Origin of the sequence: Streptomyces sp. NBC_00989 (assembly GCF_045162655.1) — a bacterium.
Lineage (GTDB): Bacteria > Actinomycetota > Actinomycetes > Streptomycetales > Streptomycetaceae > Streptomyces.
Window position 1 is genome coordinate 432,719 of the sequence record NZ_CP108728.1, and the last position, 15,782, is coordinate 448,500.

The following is a 15,782-nucleotide window of genomic DNA, read 5'->3' on the forward strand; positions in this document are numbered from 1 at the left end:
CCGCAGCAGGCCGACCTTCCGAAGCTTGACGGCCAAGACCGACCAAAACATCGATTCGATGTGGATATCGATTCGATGACACATGTGAGAAAATGGCCGCATGCTGGAACTCGCCATACTGGGCTTCCTGGCCGAGGGCCCCCTACCGGGTCATGAGCTGCGCCGACGCGTTTCGGACCTGACCGGCTACACCCGGCCGGTCAGTGACGGCACTCTCTACCCGGCCATCAACCGCCTCGCGAAGGCGGGCCTCCTGGAACGGCGGGCCGATCCGCGCGCGGGTGCGGGCCGCTACATACTCAGCCTGACCGGGGCCGGCCGCGCCGACATGCTGGAGCGCCTGCGCAAGCCGGCCGACCACGAGATCACCGACTTCACCCGCTTCTACACGGTGCTGTCCTTCCTCTCGCACCTCCCTGACATCGCCGAACAGCACGCGGTACTACGCCGCCGTCTGGCGTTCCTGGAGGAGCCGGTGAGCTTCTTCTACGACGGTGACCGGCCCCTGCGCGCCGAGGAGGTCGCCGACCCCTACCGGCGCGGCCTGCTCCTCACCGCCCGCGCGACCAGCCGCGCCGAACGCGTCTGGCTCCGCGAGCTCCTGGGCGAACAACCGCCTGAGAACCCCTGAAAGACCCGGAGGCACATCCATGCTCGCGTCCTGGTACGACCGACAGGGCTCCGCCGCCGATGTCCTGCACGTCGGTGAACTGCCCGAACCCCACCCCGGCGCCGGCGAGGTGCGGGTCCGCGTGACCGTTTCGGGCGTCAATCCCGGCGACACCAAGAAGCGGCGTGGCTGGCTGGGCTCCTCGATGCCGTATCCGAGGGTCGTCCCGCACAGCGACGCCGCCGGCGTCATCGACGAAGTGGGCGACGGCATCGACGCCCACCGCGTGGGAGAGCGGGTGTGGGTGTACGGCGCCCAGTCCTACAGGCCCTTCGGCACCGCCGCCCAGTACACCGTCGTACCCGATCAGCAGGCTGTACGTCTCCCCGACCACCTCGCCGACGAGCTCGGCGCGAGTCTGGGCATCCCGGGAATCACCGCTCACCGCGCCGTTTTCGCGGACGGCCCGGTCGACGGCCGTATCGTCCTCGTCCACGGTGTGCTCGGCGGCGTAGGTTCCCTGGCCGCCCAGCTCGCGCGCTGGGGCGGCGCCACCGTCATCGGCACCGTCCGCCGCGGCGACGATCTCGCCCGTGTCGACGCGACCGCCGTCTCACACGCCGTCGCCCTGGATTCGGCCGACCCGGCGGCAGCGATCCGCTCGTACGCGCCGGGCGGTGTCCACCGCGTCGTCGAGGTGTCCCTGTCGGCCAACGCCGACCTCGACAACGCGGTCACCGCGCTCGACGCCGTCATCGCCGCCTACGGCACCCACACCGACCGTACCGAACTCCCCTTCTGGCCCCTGCTGTTCAACAACGTCACCCTGCGGCTGCTCGGCAGTGACGACTTCCCCGCCGCGGCGAAGCGACAGGCCGCCCGTGATCTGACCGCGGCCGCCGCGGCCGACGCCCTCACCGTCGACGTCGCGGACCGCTACCCGCTGGAGGACATCGCCAAGGCCCACGACCGGGTCGACGCGGGCGGGCGGGGCAGGGTGGTGGTCACCGTCTCCGGGTGACGGGAGCCCGGCCGGTCGCCGCGTTGTCAGGAGAGGGGCGTTAGTCCTGCGGTACTAATCGCGGCCCGTCGATTCGATGCCACAGGGGGCAGGAAGCGTGGAAACCCGCACCTAGCTTGAGATCAAGGGTCGATCTGGCCCTGCTCACGTAATGATCTCTTCTCCTGGTGGGAGTACCCCGTGGCCACCTTCCTCTATCGACTGGGACGGCTCGCCTTCCGGCGACGACGCCTGTTCCTGATGTTGTGGATCGCCGTCCTGGCCGCCGTAGGCATCGGCGCCATGAGTTCCACCGGCTCCACCTCGGACAGCTTCACGCTGCCCGGCACGCAGTCCCAGAAGGCCATCGACCTGCTGCAGAAGGAGTTCCCGCAGGCCTCCGCCTCCGGCGCCACCGCCCGGGTCGTCTTCGAGGCCCCCTCCGGCCAGAAGCTCACCTCCGCTGCCAACAAGGCGGAAATCACCTCGCTGGTGGCCGAGTTGAAGGCGTCGCCGCAGGTGGCGAGTGTCTCCGACCCGTTCACCAGTGGTCTGGTCAGCAAGTCGGGCTCCATCGCCTACACGCAGGTGTCCTACAAGGTCGCCAAGTCCGACGTCAGCAGCGCCTCGCACGAGGTCCTGAACAAGGTCGCCGCGGAGGGCGAGAAGGCCGGACTGACGGTCAGCATGGGCGGTGACGCGGTCGAGGACAAGGCGGCCAGCAAGGCTGCCGAACTGATCGGTCTCGCGGTCGCCGCGGTCGTTCTGGTGATCACCTTCGGTTCGCTGATCGCGGCCGGACTCCCGCTGCTGACCGCGATCCTCGGCGTGGGCGTGGCCGTCATGTGCATCACCATCGCCACCTCGTTCGTGGACATGGCCTCGGCCGCCTCGACACTGGCTCTGATGCTGGGTCTGGCAGTCGCCATCGACTACGCCTTGTTCATCGTCTCCCGCTACCGCAACGAGATCCGCGACGGCCATGATCCGGAAGAAGCCGCCGGGCGGGCCCTGGGCACCGCCGGATCCGCCGTCGTCTTCGCCGGTCTCACCGTGATCATCGCGCTGGCGGGTCTGAGTGTCATCGGCATCAAGATGCTCTCCTCGATGGGCCTGGCCTCCGCTTTCGCGGTCGCTGTCGCCGTGCTCATCGCGCTGACCCTGCTGCCCGCGATGCTGGGCTTCGCCGGGACACGGATCATGAAGGGCAAGCTCCTCAGCCGCCGCATGCACGCCCTGGAGGAACGCGGCGAGGGCGAGGCCATGGGTGTGCGCTGGGCGCGCTTCGTCACCCGCAACCCGGTCAAGGTCCTCGCGGTCGCGGTGATCGGCCTGGGCCTGCTGACCATCCCTGCCATGTCCTTGCGCCTTGCCCTGCCCGACGACTCCATGAAGTCCCCCGACAGCACCCAGCGCGTCGCCTACGACACCCTCAGCAAGGGCTTCGGGCCCGGCTTCAACGGTCCCCTGACCGTGGTGGTCGACGCCCGTGACAGCAAGGATCCGAAGGCTGCCGCCGCTGACGCGGTCGCACGGATCAAGAAGCTGCCCGACGTGGCCACGGTGCGCGACGCCGCGTTCAACGAGGCCGGAGACGTGGCCCTCATCGGGGCCATCCCGAAGAGTGCGCCGAGCAGCCAGGCCACCAAGGACCTGGTCAAGGACATCCGCGCCCAGAGCGGCACGTTGCACAAGGACACGGGTGCCGACCTGATGGTCACCGGCACCACCGCCGTCAACATCGACGTCTCCACCAAGCTCGGCCAGGCCCTCATCCCCTACCTGGCGATCGTGGTCGGCCTCGCGCTGATCCTGCTCCTGCTGGTCTTCCGCTCGATCCTGGTCCCGCTCAAGGCAGCCCTCGGCTTCCTCCTCAGCGTGGGCGCCACGCTCGGTGTCGTGGTCGCCGTCTTCCAGTGGGGCTGGCTGAAGGGCCTCTTCGGCATCCAGGAAACCGCGCCCATCGTGAGCGTCCTGCCCATCCTGCTGATCGGCGTGGTCTTCGGACTCGCCATGGACTACGAGGTCTTCCTCGTCACCCGTATGCGGGAGGAGTACGTCCAAGGCGCCGGCCCCACGCAGGCGATCGTCCAGGGCTTCAAGCACAGCGCCCGCGTGGTCACCGCGGCGGCGATCATCATGATCTCGGTGTTCTCCGGCTTCCTCCTCGACGACGTGGCGCTCATCAAGTCCATCGGCCTCGGCCTCGGCTCCGCCGTGTTCTTCGATGCCTTCGTGGTCCGTATGACCATCGTCCCGGCGGTCATGACCCTGCTCGGGCACCGCGCCTGGGCCCTGCCCCAGTGGCTGGACCGGGTCATGCCCAACGTGGACGTCGAGGGTGAGAAGCTCCGCCAGGCCCTGGCCGCCGAGGAGACGAGCACCGCGCCCGAACCCGTATTCGCCGGCGTACCCGCGAGTGGCCGCCAGGGCTCGGACAACCACGCTGCTCCGTCCGTCCTCGCCAGCGGCTCCGGCTCCGACGCCTCGGACAGGACGGGCTTCACGTCGCCGCTTCCCCGCCACCACCGTGGAAGGATCCCGGGACTGCCCGGCCTCGGACAGCGCCGCGCGAACGAAGGCGACGCCGCACCGTCGGCCGACACGGCCGAGCCGAAAGCAACGCCGACGAGGGGGCTGCGGAACAAACTGTTCCGTAAGAGCTGACGGAGACGCGTCGCAACAGCGACCAATGCCGACCGCTGTTCGACCACCGACCGGATCGGCCACCTCCCACCGGCCGATTCCCCAGCCCCGCCCGCCGGTCCAATCCCCCCGGGACCGGCGGGCGGCCTCCCGACCCGTGAAGGACCCCCGTGACCACACCGAGCGCCCCCGCGGCCCCCGGCCCGGACAACCGCCGGGTCCTGGAGACCCTGACCAGCGATTCCGAACAGCGCGTGATCGCCTCGGTCATCTTCCGGCTGGCCGCGCTGCGGCGGGCCGACCGGGCCCACCCCAAGGTCCGGCACTGGGGGGTACCGGCCTTCTGCGCCGCGCTCGGCATCAACTCCTACCTCAACCCCTACAACACCGGCGACGTCCCGGCGCAGCTGGCGCTCATCGTCGCGTTCACCCTCCCCCTCCTGTGGCGGGAACGCCGGCCCATGCTGGTCTTCGCCCTGACCACCGCCGCCTCCGTAGTGGCCCTCCCGCTGGGCGTGTTGACCGGAGCCGAGTCCGCACGGGTCGTGGCCCTGTTCAACGTCGGCCGCTACAGCACCCCCCGGCAACTCGCTCTCGCCGTCGGCATCACCACCGTGCAGCTCGGAGTGTGGGCCGCCGTCTTCTGGCGGGGCGGCCAGCTGGAACACGCCACACGCCCCGAGGTCGTGACCCTGCTGGCGATGACCGCCATGGCGGCGTTCGCCGCGCTGGGTCTGCTCAGCCGTCTGGCCAGTGCTTACATCGACGCCCTGAGGAAGGAACGCGACCAGCAGGCCATCCTGGCCATAGCGCAGGAACGTGCCCGGGTCTCCCGGGAGATGCACGACATCCTCGGCCACACCCTCGCCGTCATCGTCGGTCTCGCCGACGGCGCCGCCGCCCTCACCGAGAAGAAGCCGGAACGCGGGGCCCAGACTCTCCGCATCATCAGCACCAGCGGCCGCGACGCACTGGCCGAACTGCGCCGCCTGCTCTCCGTCATCGGCGAGCAGGACGACAGGCCTGGCGACATGCCGCTCGCCCCGCAGCCCGGCCTGACCGACCTCGACCCACTGCTGGACCGCGTCCGCGCCGCCGGTCCCACCGTCACCCTGGACTCCCACGGCAACCTCACCGACCTGCCTCCCGGGATCCAGCTCTCCGTCTACCGCATCATCCAGGAGGCCCTGACCAACACCGTCAAGTACGCCGCCCCCGACACCTCGGTCCACGTGTCCCTCACCGCCGACCCGGACGCCGTACGCGTCACCGTCGAGGACACCGGCCCGGCCCGCACACCCTCGGCGAACCGTCCCCGCGCGGGCGGCGGCCGCGGCCTGGTCGGCATGCGCGAACGCGCCGCCCTCTACCAGGGCAACGTCACCGCAGGCCCCAACGCTCACGGCGGCTGGTCCGTCCTCGCCCTCCTCGTCCCCAGCCCGCAGCCCAACTCCCCGGAGAAGCACCCCTCATGACCACCGTCCTCATCGTCGACGACCAGGCCCTGCAACGCATGGGCTTCAACATGCTCCTGGAGGCCCAGTCCGACATGACCGTCGTCGGTGAGGCCACCAACGGCGGTGAAGCGGTCCGTATGACCGCCGAACTCCGGCCCGACGTCGTCCTCATGGACGTCCGGATGCCCGGCATGGACGGCATCGAGGCCACCCGCCGCATCGTGGAGTCCGGCGGCCGTTCACGCATCCTGGTGCTGACGACCTTCGACCTCGACGAATACGCCTACGACGCCCTGCGTGCCGGAGCCAGCGGCTTCCTGCTCAAGGACGCCCAGCCCGACGAACTCGTCGCCGGGGTCCGGGCGGTGGCCGCCGGTGACGCCGTCATCTCCCCCGGCCTCACCCGCAAACTGATCGACGCCTTCAGCGACCGCCTCCCCGGGCACAGTCCGCAGCAGCAGCGCCGACTCGCCGACCTGACCCAACGCGAGTGCGAAGTCCTCACCGCCATGGCCACCGGCTGGACGAACCAGGAGATCGCCGAGCGTCTCCACCTCGCCGAATCCACGATCAAATCCCACATCGGCCGCATCCTCACCAAGATCGACGCCCGCGACCGCGTGCAGGCCGTCATCTTCGCCTACGACACCGGACTCGTCCGCCCGTCGTAAACCGCCCCGCCCCGCTCGCCCGACCCCCAAGGGCCGCACCGACACCGCTCCTTGTGTACCGACACGTCCCCGCAACCCAGCATCCGCAACGAAGAACAGGACACAGCAATGGGACCGTTGGCACGAACCGGCATGGGCGTGGCCCTTGCCTGCGGGGTACTGGTCACCGCCGTCAGCATCGGACAGAGCTCCGACAGCAGCAACAAGAGCAACCAGAGCAACAACAAGGAGATATCCAAGGGGCCGTACGTCGCACTCGGCGACTCGTACACCTCGGGCCCCAAGATCCCTCCTCAGACCAGCACTCCGGACGGCTGTGACCGTTCCGGTCGCAACTATCCGGCCCTGGTCGCCAAGGAACTCGGCCTCAAGGCGACCGACTTCCGTGACGTGAGTTGCAGTGGCGCCACCATCTCCGACCTCACCACGCCCCAGTCCACCGGCAACGGCACCAACCCCGCACAGCTCTCCGCGCTGAACACCGACACGCGGCTGGTCACGCTCGGCATCGGCGGCAACGACATCGGCTTCAGCTCGATGATCACCAAGTGCGTCGGCACCGGAACGCTCTTCAGACTGGCCGAGCGCGTCACGGACATCACCGACATGGCACCCTGCGAGGAGAAGTACACCTCCGGCGGAACCGACAAGGTGGCCCAGAAGATCCGCACCACGGGTGACCGTCTCACCCGCGCCCTGAACGAGATCCAACGCCGTGCGCCCGAGGCCCGGGTCTACGTCGTCGGCTACCCGTCGATCCTGCCCGCCAAGGGCACACGCTGCGGTCGCGGCCTGCCCATCGCTCCCGGCGACGTCACGTTCCTGCGCCAGAAGCAACAGGAGCTCAACACCATGCTCGGCGAACGCGCGCTAGCCGCGGGAGCAACGTACGTCGACACCTTCACTCCGTCCGCCGGCCACGACGCCTGCTCCCCGGCGGCCACCCGCTGGATCGAACCCCTCAAGCCCAGCAGCCCCGCCGCCATGGTCCACCCCAACGAACGGGGCGAACAAGGCATGGCCTCGGCAGTCCTGAGCACCGTGAAGAGCTGAGGACACCACAGCCGGAGAGCAGCGAGGCCATCAAGCAGGCCGCCCCGGTCTCTCTCCTGCACCCCCAACTCCGGTCGCGCGTACTCAAGCGGAGCGCGCATCCGGTCCGCATCGGCCGTCCGTGGGGACAGGCGCCCGGTGCGAGTGAAGGGCCCGGCCACGATCCGAAACATCCCAGGATCCGTGGCCGGGTCCGCGCCCCCACGCACCGTCCCCGCCCCGACCATCGCCGGCCGAACGCCTCCAGGGCCCGGTCCGCCGGGAGAGCACCCGCATGACCACCGTACTCATCGTCAACGACCAGGCTCTGCAACGCCTCGGCCTGCGAATGTTCCTGGAAACCCAGCCCGACCTCACCATCGTGGGCGAGGCGACCGCCTACGCCCAGGCAGTCCGCCTCGCCGACACACTCCGACCTGACGTCGTCCTCGTGGATATGGGCCGGCCGGACGAGAAGCACATTCAGGCGATACATCGCATCACCCGGCCCGACGCGGATCCGACGGCACCTGACGCTGACGCTGACGGGACAGGCAGGATTCCCCCGCGGGTGCTGATACTCACCCCCTTCGACGCCGACGAGTCCGCGTGCGCCGCCCTGCGCGCCGGTGCCGACGGGCTCCTCCTCAAGGACGCCCTCCCCCACGAGCTGACAGCGGCCCTCCGCACCATCGCGCTCGGAGGTGCCGTCCTGTCTCCCCACCTCACCCGCGCACTCGTCGACGCAGTCCGTGAGCAGAGCCGGTCCGACCTCACCGAACGCAGACACAGGCTGTCCCATCTCAGCGAGCGCGAATGCGAGGTGCTTGCCGCTCTCGCCTCCGGCTGGAGCAGCAGGGAGATCGCCGAACGGCTCTCGATAGCCCCGACCACGGTCAAGAGCCACATCAGCAGCATCCTCACCAAGATCGGCGCCCGCGCCCGCGTCCAGGCCGTCGTGTTCGCGTACGAGACCGGTCTGGTCAGGCCGCCGAGGCAGCGGCTCCACCCGAACGGCACGGACTTCTCGGATCGGTCAAGGTGAGGGTGAACGGCAGCGCGCTTACTTGACCAGACAATCGCTGACGGGCTGACGGCACATCGAAGCTCCGGGCGGTGCAGGCGACTTGATCAGTCACCGGCATCAACCGGAGCTTCGTTGCGTGCGGACCGGGCCGACCACCCGTCGTCATACCGTCGCGACCTGCACACTCACGTGATCACCGGAACTTTGAAACCTCCTTGGGCTGCGAGAGGTGCGCCGACACGTCAATACACAGTGAACCGCCCCCTGCGAAACACTTTCGAAACGCACTGGTGACACGGATGCCCCACGCCCGAATAATTGGCCCATCCCCGCTCCCCCGCCGGGGAGTTCAGAGGAGGTGAAAAGGTTGCCTTGTTCGCGATGGCACGAAGGCATCCGAACTGCGTTACTACCGAAGCCGGAACGGCACGCTGCCGGCCTCTTTTGAACGGACCTCCACCAATCCGGTCCGCGCCATCTGCGAAGTACCGACAGCGACGGAACATCAGCGATTCCCCTGCCACCGTCAACGCTTGAGGCAACCGCAACACTGCCTTTCTCTGCGAACAGCTGCCGCAGACAGATCTTTCAACTCCCTGCAGATTTCACGCATCGCGTGTCCTCGATGGAATCGGGCGCGACGAGCGAATCGAGCACAGCAGTGGACGCGTTCGTACGCCATAAGCCGTGAATGCGCCCACTCGCCAACCAGGAAAACCCCATGGTTCGACTCAACTGCACCGATTCGCAGGCTCAGTCCGCGACTCGAACAACGGCATCCCCTTGCCGCAGCGTGGACGGGACGCTCCAAGTGGCCGGTGGAAGACAAACCCGCCTCCGCTTCGGCGCCGCCAAGTCGGAGAGAAACCACCGGCCGCCGGCATACGGATCCCGGCCCGCTCCGGACTCCAAGATCCGATCTTGTCTATCTTTTCGGGAGGAAAGATGAAAGGCACAAGACATCCGCGTAGAGCTTTGACCCTCGTTCTGGCCATAGCCGCGACGCTGTGGACCTTCGCGATGCCTGCGCAGGCGTCCACACCGACACCCGCCACCCTCTACCAGCTCCCGAGCAACTCATCCTGCACGAAGGCCACCAACAACTGCGCGCTGTACCCGAAAACGGCCGTGCTCCCGAGCGGACGGCTCGTCGCGGCATTCGAGAAGTCGACGGTGGCCGCCTCGGGTTCGGCCGACGGCCAGACAATGCCGTTGTACAAGAGCGACGACAACGGCACGACCTGGGTGCACCTGTCAGACGTCAAGGCGCCGGCGTACGCGTCGTCGAATCCCGCGTACTCCTCGTACGTCAGTAACTGGACCAATCCGTATCTGTACGTGCTGCCCCAGGCAGTCGGAAATCTCGCATCCGGCACCCTGCTGATGGCCACCGTCGTATCGGGCGACGACTACAACTACCTCGACCAGAAGGCAGCCAACTCCAGCTACACGCCGACGCACGACGGCGACCGCAGCAACACGGCGATCGCGCTCTACTCGAGCACCGACTCGGGCGCGACGTGGAATGTCGTCAACGTCATCACGACGGGCAGCTGGTCCAACGGCGCGAACTACCCGGCCACCGCGAACACTTACCACCAGAACGACCCCGTTTGGGAGCCGTACCTGATGGTCTACAACAACCAGCTCGTCGCCTACTACTCCGACGAGAACGACTACACCGGCTACGACTCGTCGACGGGCGTTCCGACCCTCGATCCGAACAACAGCACAACTTCGGATCCCGCCACACAGATCCTCGCGCACCGGACATGGGACGGCGTCAGCTCGTCGTGGAGCAGCGCGGTTGTCGATGTCTCCGGAACGACGGTCACCAATTCGTCCGGCTACAGCGAGATCGGCGGTGGCCGCCCCGGCATGACCAATGTCGTCCAGACCAGTGACGGCAAGTGGATGATGACCTACGAATACTGGGGTGGCGGTGACAACGTCCGCTACAAGATCGCCAGCGATCCGCTGCACTTCTACTCGGTGGGCGGTACCGCGGGGACCGGCGTCACCTCGCTCTCGGTGACGTCGGGCTCCAGCGCCTTGTCCCGTGGGGGGAGCCCGGTGCTCATGCGCATGCCGAACGGGCGGATCCTCTTCAACGCCGCGGGCAGCGGGGACGTCTGGACGAACGCCAGCGGAAGCAGCACCGGCGCGTGGACGCAGCAGCACACGACGATGGCGTCCTCCTACAGCCGCAGCCTCACCTACATCCCCAACACGGGCCGAGTCGAGATCGTCGGCGGGACAACCACGATCTCCTACGCGGACATCGACTTCGGAAACTCCTCCGGCGCGTACTACAAGCTCGTCAACGTCAACAGCGGTAAGGCCCTCGGCGTCTTGGGCGCGGACCTCCTCGACGGGCAGAACGTGGTCCAGTGGACCGACAACGGATCGGCCGACCAGTTGTGGCACGTCACGGATGTCGGCAGCGGATACAGCACGCTGCTCGACAAGAACAGCGGCCGAGCCCTCGGCATCCTGGCCGCCAGCACGTCGAGCGGCGCAAGCGCCGTGCAGTGGGTGCAGAACAGCGGCAACGACCAGCAGTGGCAGGTGGTCGCCGTCGGCTCCAACTACAAGCTGGTGAACCGCAACTCGGGCCTCGCCCTCGGCGTTTCCGGAACAGCCACCACCGACGGCGCACAGATCGTCCAGCAGGCGTACACCGGGGCCTCCTCTCAGCTGTGGTCCCTGGTGCTGGTGTCGTCCTAGTGCTGTGACCGCACAGGTTCGCCGGGTTGTCGGTCGTGGCGGTTGGATGTGCGGTGACGTCCGTTCCGATCGCTGGAGGCGCGGTGGCTGAGCCCGTTCGAGTCCGCAGGCTGACCGACCAGGAGGGGCAGCGGCTGCAGCAGATCGTGCGCCGGGGCAGTACCAGCACGGTGCGCTACCGGCGGGCGATGATGCTGCTGGCCTCGGCCGGCGGGAACCGGGCCGGTCATCGCCCAGTTGGTGCAGGCCGATGAGGACACGGTGCGCGATGTGATCCACCGGTTCAACGAGATCGGCCTGGCCTGCCTGGACCCTTGGTGGGCGGGAGGCCGTCCCCGCCTGCTCAGCCGTGATGACGAGGACTTCGTCGTGGCGACGGCCACTACCCGCCCGGCCAAGCTCGGCCGGCCCTTCACCCGCTGGTCCATCCGCAAACTCGCCGCCTGCCTGCGCAAGGTCCACGGCCGGGTGTTCCGCATCGGCCGCGAGGCCCTGCGCTGCCTGCTCGCCCGCCGTGGGGTCACCTTCCAGCGGACCAAGACCTGGAAGGAATCCACCGACCCCGAGCGCGACACCAAGCTCGACCGCATCGAGCACATCCTGGACAACTTCCCCGACCGCGTTTTCGCCTTCGACGAGTTCGGCCCGCTGGGCATCCGCCCCACCGGCGGGTCCTGCCGGGCGAAGCAGAACCGTCCCGACCGGGTCCCGGCGACCTACCACCGCACCCACGGGGTCACCTACTTCCACGGCTGCTACTCGGTCGGCGACGACACTCTGTGGGGCGTCAACCGCCGCCACAAGGGTGCCGCGAACTCCCTGGCCGCGCTGAAGTCGATCCGTGCCGCCCGCCCGGACGGCGCCCCGATCTACGTGATCATGGACAACCTCTGCGCGCACAAGGGCACCAAGATCCGCGTCTGGGCGAAGAAGAACAAGGTGGAGCCGTGCTTCACCCCGACCAACGCCTCCTGGGCCGCCCCCGTCGAGGCGCACTTCGGGCCGCTGCGGCAGTTCACCCTCGCCAACTCCCACCACCCCAACCACACCGTTCAGACCCGCGCCCTGCATGCCTACCTGCGCTGGCGCAACACCAACGCCCGCCACCCCGACGTCCTGGCCGCCGAGCGCAAGGAACGCGCCCGCATCCGCAGCGAGAAAGACATCCGCTGGGGAGGCCGCCCCCTGGTACCCGCAGCCTGACCAATCCGGCGAACCTCCGCGGTCACGGCACCAGGTTGGCTATAGGTGGAAAATCTGGCCCGCCATGTCCCGGATGGTCTCGGCCAGGGTGTCAGGGGCGTTGAGTTGGGCGATGTGTCCCTGGCCAGAGAGCGTGACGCTCCGCGCATTCGGCAGGGCTGCCGCCATGTCAGCTAGACGTTCGCGCAGGTGGGCGGGGCTGAGATCACCCTCGATGAGGGTCGTCGGTATTTCGAGTGTCGCAAAGCGATCAACACCTACGCCGAGCGCGTCGATCGCCTCGTTGTCTGCGATCTGTGCCGCCGCGTACGCAGAGAACGCCGCTCGCACATGCTGGTCGGCGAACATGGCATCGACCACGTTCGCGGGCATGCGGACGATGTCCCGCATGTGGATCCGCATCGCCTCGACCGGATCACCCCTGTCGAACGCGGCGCGAGCACGTGCGCCCGCCGTCCCGGCGACCAACTCCTTGGTGGGCATCGGCGGTTCGTAGAGGAATAGTCCGGCGAACGCCGACGGGGCCAGCAATGCGGCTTCCAGTGCGGCGACGGCGCCCGAGGAATGCCCCACGAGTAGCACAGGGGGCTCCAGGAGACCCGCGACGGCGACGATGTCGGCTGCCTCGACGGTCATCGAGTGAGGTAGTGCGATGTCTGCTTCGGGAACATAGATCCGTCGTCGGATCCTGACAACACGGAAGTCATCAGAGAGGTAGCGCGTGACACTGTCCCAGGTCGTCACGTCTCCGCCGCCTGGGTGGACCACCAGCAAGTTCGGCCCGGATCCCTCGTCGAGAGCGGTGATGGGCCGGCCGTCATCAGATGACGCGAGAAGCTCAGTCATGCGCACAAGCTTGTACCTGTCTGCCGACATCGCACCGACAGACTGCCGACATCCTGTGCTGACGACAGCAGTCGGCCGTCTCAGCCAAGAGCCACCCGTCCGGAGCCTCAGAAGCGAACAGCAACCCGGTGAACCTTTCCGGTCACAGCACTAGCCGTTGTTGGTCGCTCCCCCACATCTGTGTCCGGTGGCAGCGGACATTGTTGTCCCGTGCCATCGAAGGTTGGTCGATGCCGTGCGGCCCGGATGATCCTCTCGGTATGGCCGAACCGATCCGCGTGGTCGTGCAGGCGCCGTCTCCGACAGGTGGCCTGCGCGTGCGAGTGAACGGCGAGATCCTCGGCCTGGCGCAAAACGTCGGCGACGTAGCCGAGTTCCTCCGTCGGGCCGGCCTGGAGATCGACCCCTGCGGAGGTCACGGAGTTGCCGTGGATCGACTGGCGCCAGGTGGGGCCGGACAACTGGGGGCCGGAGGCGTAGTCATGAGTTATCCACAGGCCTGAGCGAGGCTCCGGTGCATCGCTTACCGCGCTGGCCCTGTGGATCGCAAGGGCGCGTTATGCACAACCACGGAGCTGCGTTCGAGGACCTCTCCGTCGAGTGGTGGCAGAGCTGCCGGCCGCGGCGACGCGATGTGGGCTCTGGCACAGATCCGAGGGAGCGGCCACGAAGGGCCACTGAAGCGAGGTCATTTCGCGGAGCGGTCGAATCCGGCCCGACCGTACAGCTGCCTCTTGATCTCTTTCACGTGCGTCACGGCGTCTTCCGTACCGCCGGAACTCCAGTGCGCGGTCAGGCCGACGATCACGGCTTCGAGGTCGGCGGTCGGCCCACGGGCGAACCCGGTGATCCCGGGCAGCTGCACGTCGCAGGCGATGCTGATCCAGTCCGGCAGGTCCGCGTCGGTGCGCCGGGCGAGCACCTGGGCGTAACCGCGGAGAAGTTGGTGAGTTTGCTCCAACTCCGGGCAGGCGTCGAGCGCCAGTCTGCGCCGGTAGGAGTCGTGCACCTGGCAGGAGAAGCGACCGCGGTTTCGGGTCTTCGTTCGGCATGCCAGAGTCAACAAGATCAAACGTCGTCTTCTGGTCCCACGTGGCGGAGGACTGTCTCGTGCTCGCCTGCGGCGACGAGCCCGTCGATGACCTTGACCATCGACGGCACACCCGCGTCACGGACGATGAGGCCGTCCCAGCACCACCAGTAGTCGCCTTCTGGTTCGCCTGCCTGCTGTTGACGGTCCATGATTCGGTGCACCTCATCGAGAGTGAACACGGTTCCGGACCAGCGATCGCCGTCATCGCGGATGACCCACATGTCCACATTGCAGACCTCATCGAGGTCCTCTCCCGCGCCGGGCACGAAGCAGATTTCGTATCCGTCACGCCTGACCCGGTAAAAGGGGCCGTCCCACATGCTCGCTCCGTAGCGCTCAGTCACACGCCGCCTTCATGAACCACGCCGGACGGCCGACCAGTACACCATGCTCCATCTGAAGGGCGGAGCAGACAGCACAGGTTAAGGAACAAGTTCAGGGCTGTGGCGAGGTACCGCGGTACGGATCAAGCTCCGCCGTGCGCTCGTGGTACGGGCGCCGGGCGAGACGCGTGACCAGTGCCCACATGGTGCGCTCGGCATCCAGCGTCGGAGGAAGGCGAAGCCCGAAGGCCTCGGCCAGGGGCTTGCGTCCCAAGTTGACCAGGGCCTGCACTGCTGCGGCCCATTCGTCGGTAGCGGTGACCGCGGAGCGGTACCACAAGGGGATCAGGCCGACAACGACTGCGATCGTTGTCAGGAGTGCGGGCTTGTGGGCGTGGGCGGAGGCAAGAGCCACCGCGGCGGAGACGATGAGCGCCACATGGCCGACCAGCAGCGCGACGAAGAAGTCCGCGCCGGCGCGAGCGAGATCGACCTGGCGGCGGACCTGCTCGGGCGCCGTACCGGTGAGCTCGTTCCACAGCACCTGGCTGTCCAGCCGGTAGCGGTTGTGCCCGTATTCCTCGAAGCGGCGGATCGCGTTGCCGAGCCGGGTGGGTGTGATCTGAGAGTCGGCGATGGGGAAACGGGCCAGCTTCTCCCCCAGGAGAGCTCGTTGGGTATCGGTCCGCCGACGGTCCTTGCGCGCGGCCCGCGAGATCCGGCGGTTGGCCTGCAGACGCAGCAGGTCCGCGGCCGCCGCGACGGGCAGGGGCGAGCGGCCCGCCTGCTGACGGCGCTCCAGACGCAGGAACATCAACCGGTCCTGGAGATCGGCTTTGGCCCTGCGGTTACGGCCGCACCCGTGCGTGTACGCGGCGGCGGGCCACAGCAGGTAGCCCTCCAGGATCCGGTAGAGGGGGTTTTGCAGGGCGCTGAGCACGAGCCCGAGGAGGAGGGAGCCGGCGAGCAGCAGCAGCATGGTCCCGGCCGTGGTGGCGGGCCACAGCTCCGCGATCGGCCCGGCGCGGCGGAGGCTGGGCGCGATGGCGAAGAAGAAGATGCCGAGGTTGAGGGCCGTGGGCAGGATCCATCCGGCCAGGAGCGTCCACGCTCCACCGAGTACGCCCTTGGCGATCTCACCCACGTG

Annotated in this window: 12 protein-coding genes and 2 pseudogenes; 10 read left to right on the plus strand and 4 right to left on the minus strand. The window is 68.0% G+C overall.

Annotated elements, in window-relative coordinates; all coding sequences use genetic code 11:
* The first annotated feature begins 100 nt into the window (after positions 1 to 100).
* From OG714_RS01995 to OG714_RS02035, 9 genes and pseudogenes are all read left to right on the plus strand, one after another.
* Complete coding sequence (locus tag OG714_RS01995) at positions 101 to 631, plus strand: PadR family transcriptional regulator (RefSeq protein WP_406118066.1); 531 nt, start codon at positions 101 to 103, stop codon at positions 629 to 631.
* Positions 632 to 650: 19 nt separating this feature from the next.
* Positions 651 to 1,631, plus strand: a complete 981-nt coding sequence (locus tag OG714_RS02000; RefSeq protein ID WP_406118067.1) for an NADPH:quinone reductase — start codon at positions 651 to 653, stop codon at positions 1,629 to 1,631.
* 180 nt (positions 1,632 to 1,811) lie between these two features.
* Positions 1,812 to 4,277 carry an MMPL family transporter gene (locus tag OG714_RS02005; protein ID WP_406118068.1) on the plus strand — a complete coding sequence of 822 codons (2,466 nt, stop codon included), beginning with the start codon at positions 1,812 to 1,814 and terminating at the stop codon, positions 4,275 to 4,277.
* 149 nt (positions 4,278 to 4,426) lie between these two features.
* Entirely contained in the window at positions 4,427 to 5,731 is a 1,305-nt protein-coding gene (locus OG714_RS02010) for a sensor histidine kinase (protein WP_406118069.1), read from the plus strand.
* On the plus strand, positions 5,728 to 6,384 hold the full coding sequence (locus OG714_RS02015; protein ID WP_406118070.1) for a response regulator: 657 nt from the start codon (positions 5,728 to 5,730) through the stop codon (positions 6,382 to 6,384). The genes OG714_RS02010 and OG714_RS02015 overlap by 4 nt, the downstream gene beginning before the upstream one ends.
* 108 nt (positions 6,385 to 6,492) lie before the next feature.
* Positions 6,493 to 7,437 carry an SGNH/GDSL hydrolase family protein gene (locus OG714_RS02020; protein WP_406118071.1) on the plus strand — a complete coding sequence of 315 codons (945 nt, stop codon included), beginning with the start codon at positions 6,493 to 6,495 and terminating at the stop codon, positions 7,435 to 7,437.
* A 274-nt stretch (positions 7,438 to 7,711) separates the two neighbouring features.
* Positions 7,712 to 8,461 carry a LuxR C-terminal-related transcriptional regulator gene (locus OG714_RS02025; protein WP_406118072.1) on the plus strand — a complete coding sequence of 250 codons (750 nt, stop codon included), beginning with the start codon at positions 7,712 to 7,714 and terminating at the stop codon, positions 8,459 to 8,461.
* A 957-nt stretch (positions 8,462 to 9,418) separates the two neighbouring features.
* On the plus strand, positions 9,419 to 11,170 hold the full coding sequence (locus tag OG714_RS02030; protein WP_406118074.1) for an RICIN domain-containing protein: 1,752 nt from the start codon (positions 9,419 to 9,421) through the stop codon (positions 11,168 to 11,170).
* Between the two features lie 83 nt (positions 11,171 to 11,253).
* A pseudogene (locus OG714_RS02035) lies at positions 11,254 to 12,373 on the plus strand (IS630 family transposase).
* Positions 12,374 to 12,412: 39 nt separating this feature from the next.
* On the opposite strand, the gene OG714_RS02040 reads toward OG714_RS02035, so the two are convergent.
* Entirely contained in the window at positions 12,413 to 13,219 is an 807-nt protein-coding gene (locus OG714_RS02040; RefSeq protein ID WP_406118075.1) for an alpha/beta fold hydrolase, read from the minus strand.
* 260 nt (positions 13,220 to 13,479) lie between these two features.
* On the opposite strand from OG714_RS02040, the pseudogene OG714_RS02045 reads away from it, so the two are divergent.
* A pseudogene (locus tag OG714_RS02045) lies at positions 13,480 to 13,699 on the plus strand (hypothetical protein).
* 208 nt (positions 13,700 to 13,907) lie between these two features.
* Here OG714_RS02045 and OG714_RS02050 read toward each other — a convergent pair.
* The 3 genes from OG714_RS02050 to OG714_RS02060 all read right to left on the minus strand — a co-directional run bounded on the left by OG714_RS02050 (position 13,908) and on the right by OG714_RS02060 (position 15,779).
* On the minus strand, positions 13,908 to 14,228 hold the full coding sequence (locus OG714_RS02050; protein WP_406118076.1) for a hypothetical protein: 321 nt from the start codon (positions 14,226 to 14,228) through the stop codon (positions 13,908 to 13,910).
* A 59-nt stretch (positions 14,229 to 14,287) separates the two neighbouring features.
* Positions 14,288 to 14,632 (minus strand): hypothetical protein, encoded by a 345-nt coding sequence (locus OG714_RS02055; protein WP_406131693.1) that lies wholly within the window; start codon positions 14,630 to 14,632, stop codon positions 14,288 to 14,290.
* A gap of 115 nt (positions 14,633 to 14,747) precedes the next feature.
* Positions 14,748 to 15,779 carry a hypothetical protein gene (locus OG714_RS02060; protein ID WP_406118077.1) on the minus strand — a complete coding sequence of 344 codons (1,032 nt, stop codon included), beginning with the start codon at positions 15,777 to 15,779 and terminating at the stop codon, positions 14,748 to 14,750.
* Positions 15,780 to 15,782 lie beyond the last annotated feature (3 nt).

Excerpts from the sequence above, each read along its gene's own strand:
- OG714_RS02025 (WP_406118072.1), top strand. The coding sequence starts at position 7,712 with ATGACCACCGTACTCATCGTCAACGACCAGGCTCTGCAACGCCTCGGC.
- OG714_RS02000 (WP_406118067.1), top strand. The coding sequence starts at position 651 with ATGCTCGCGTCCTGGTACGACCGACAGGGCTCCGCCGCCGATGTCCTG.
- OG714_RS02055 (WP_406131693.1), bottom strand. The coding sequence starts at position 14,632 with ATGTGGGACGGCCCCTTTTACCGGGTCAGGCGTGACGGATACGAAATC.
- OG714_RS02040 (WP_406118075.1), bottom strand. The coding sequence starts at position 13,219 with ATGACTGAGCTTCTCGCGTCATCTGATGACGGCCGGCCCATCACCGCT.
- OG714_RS02015 (WP_406118070.1), top strand. The coding sequence starts at position 5,728 with ATGACCACCGTCCTCATCGTCGACGACCAGGCCCTGCAACGCATGGGC.
- OG714_RS02020 (WP_406118071.1), top strand. The coding sequence starts at position 6,493 with ATGGGACCGTTGGCACGAACCGGCATGGGCGTGGCCCTTGCCTGCGGG.
- OG714_RS01995 (WP_406118066.1), top strand. The coding sequence starts at position 101 with ATGCTGGAACTCGCCATACTGGGCTTCCTGGCCGAGGGCCCCCTACCG.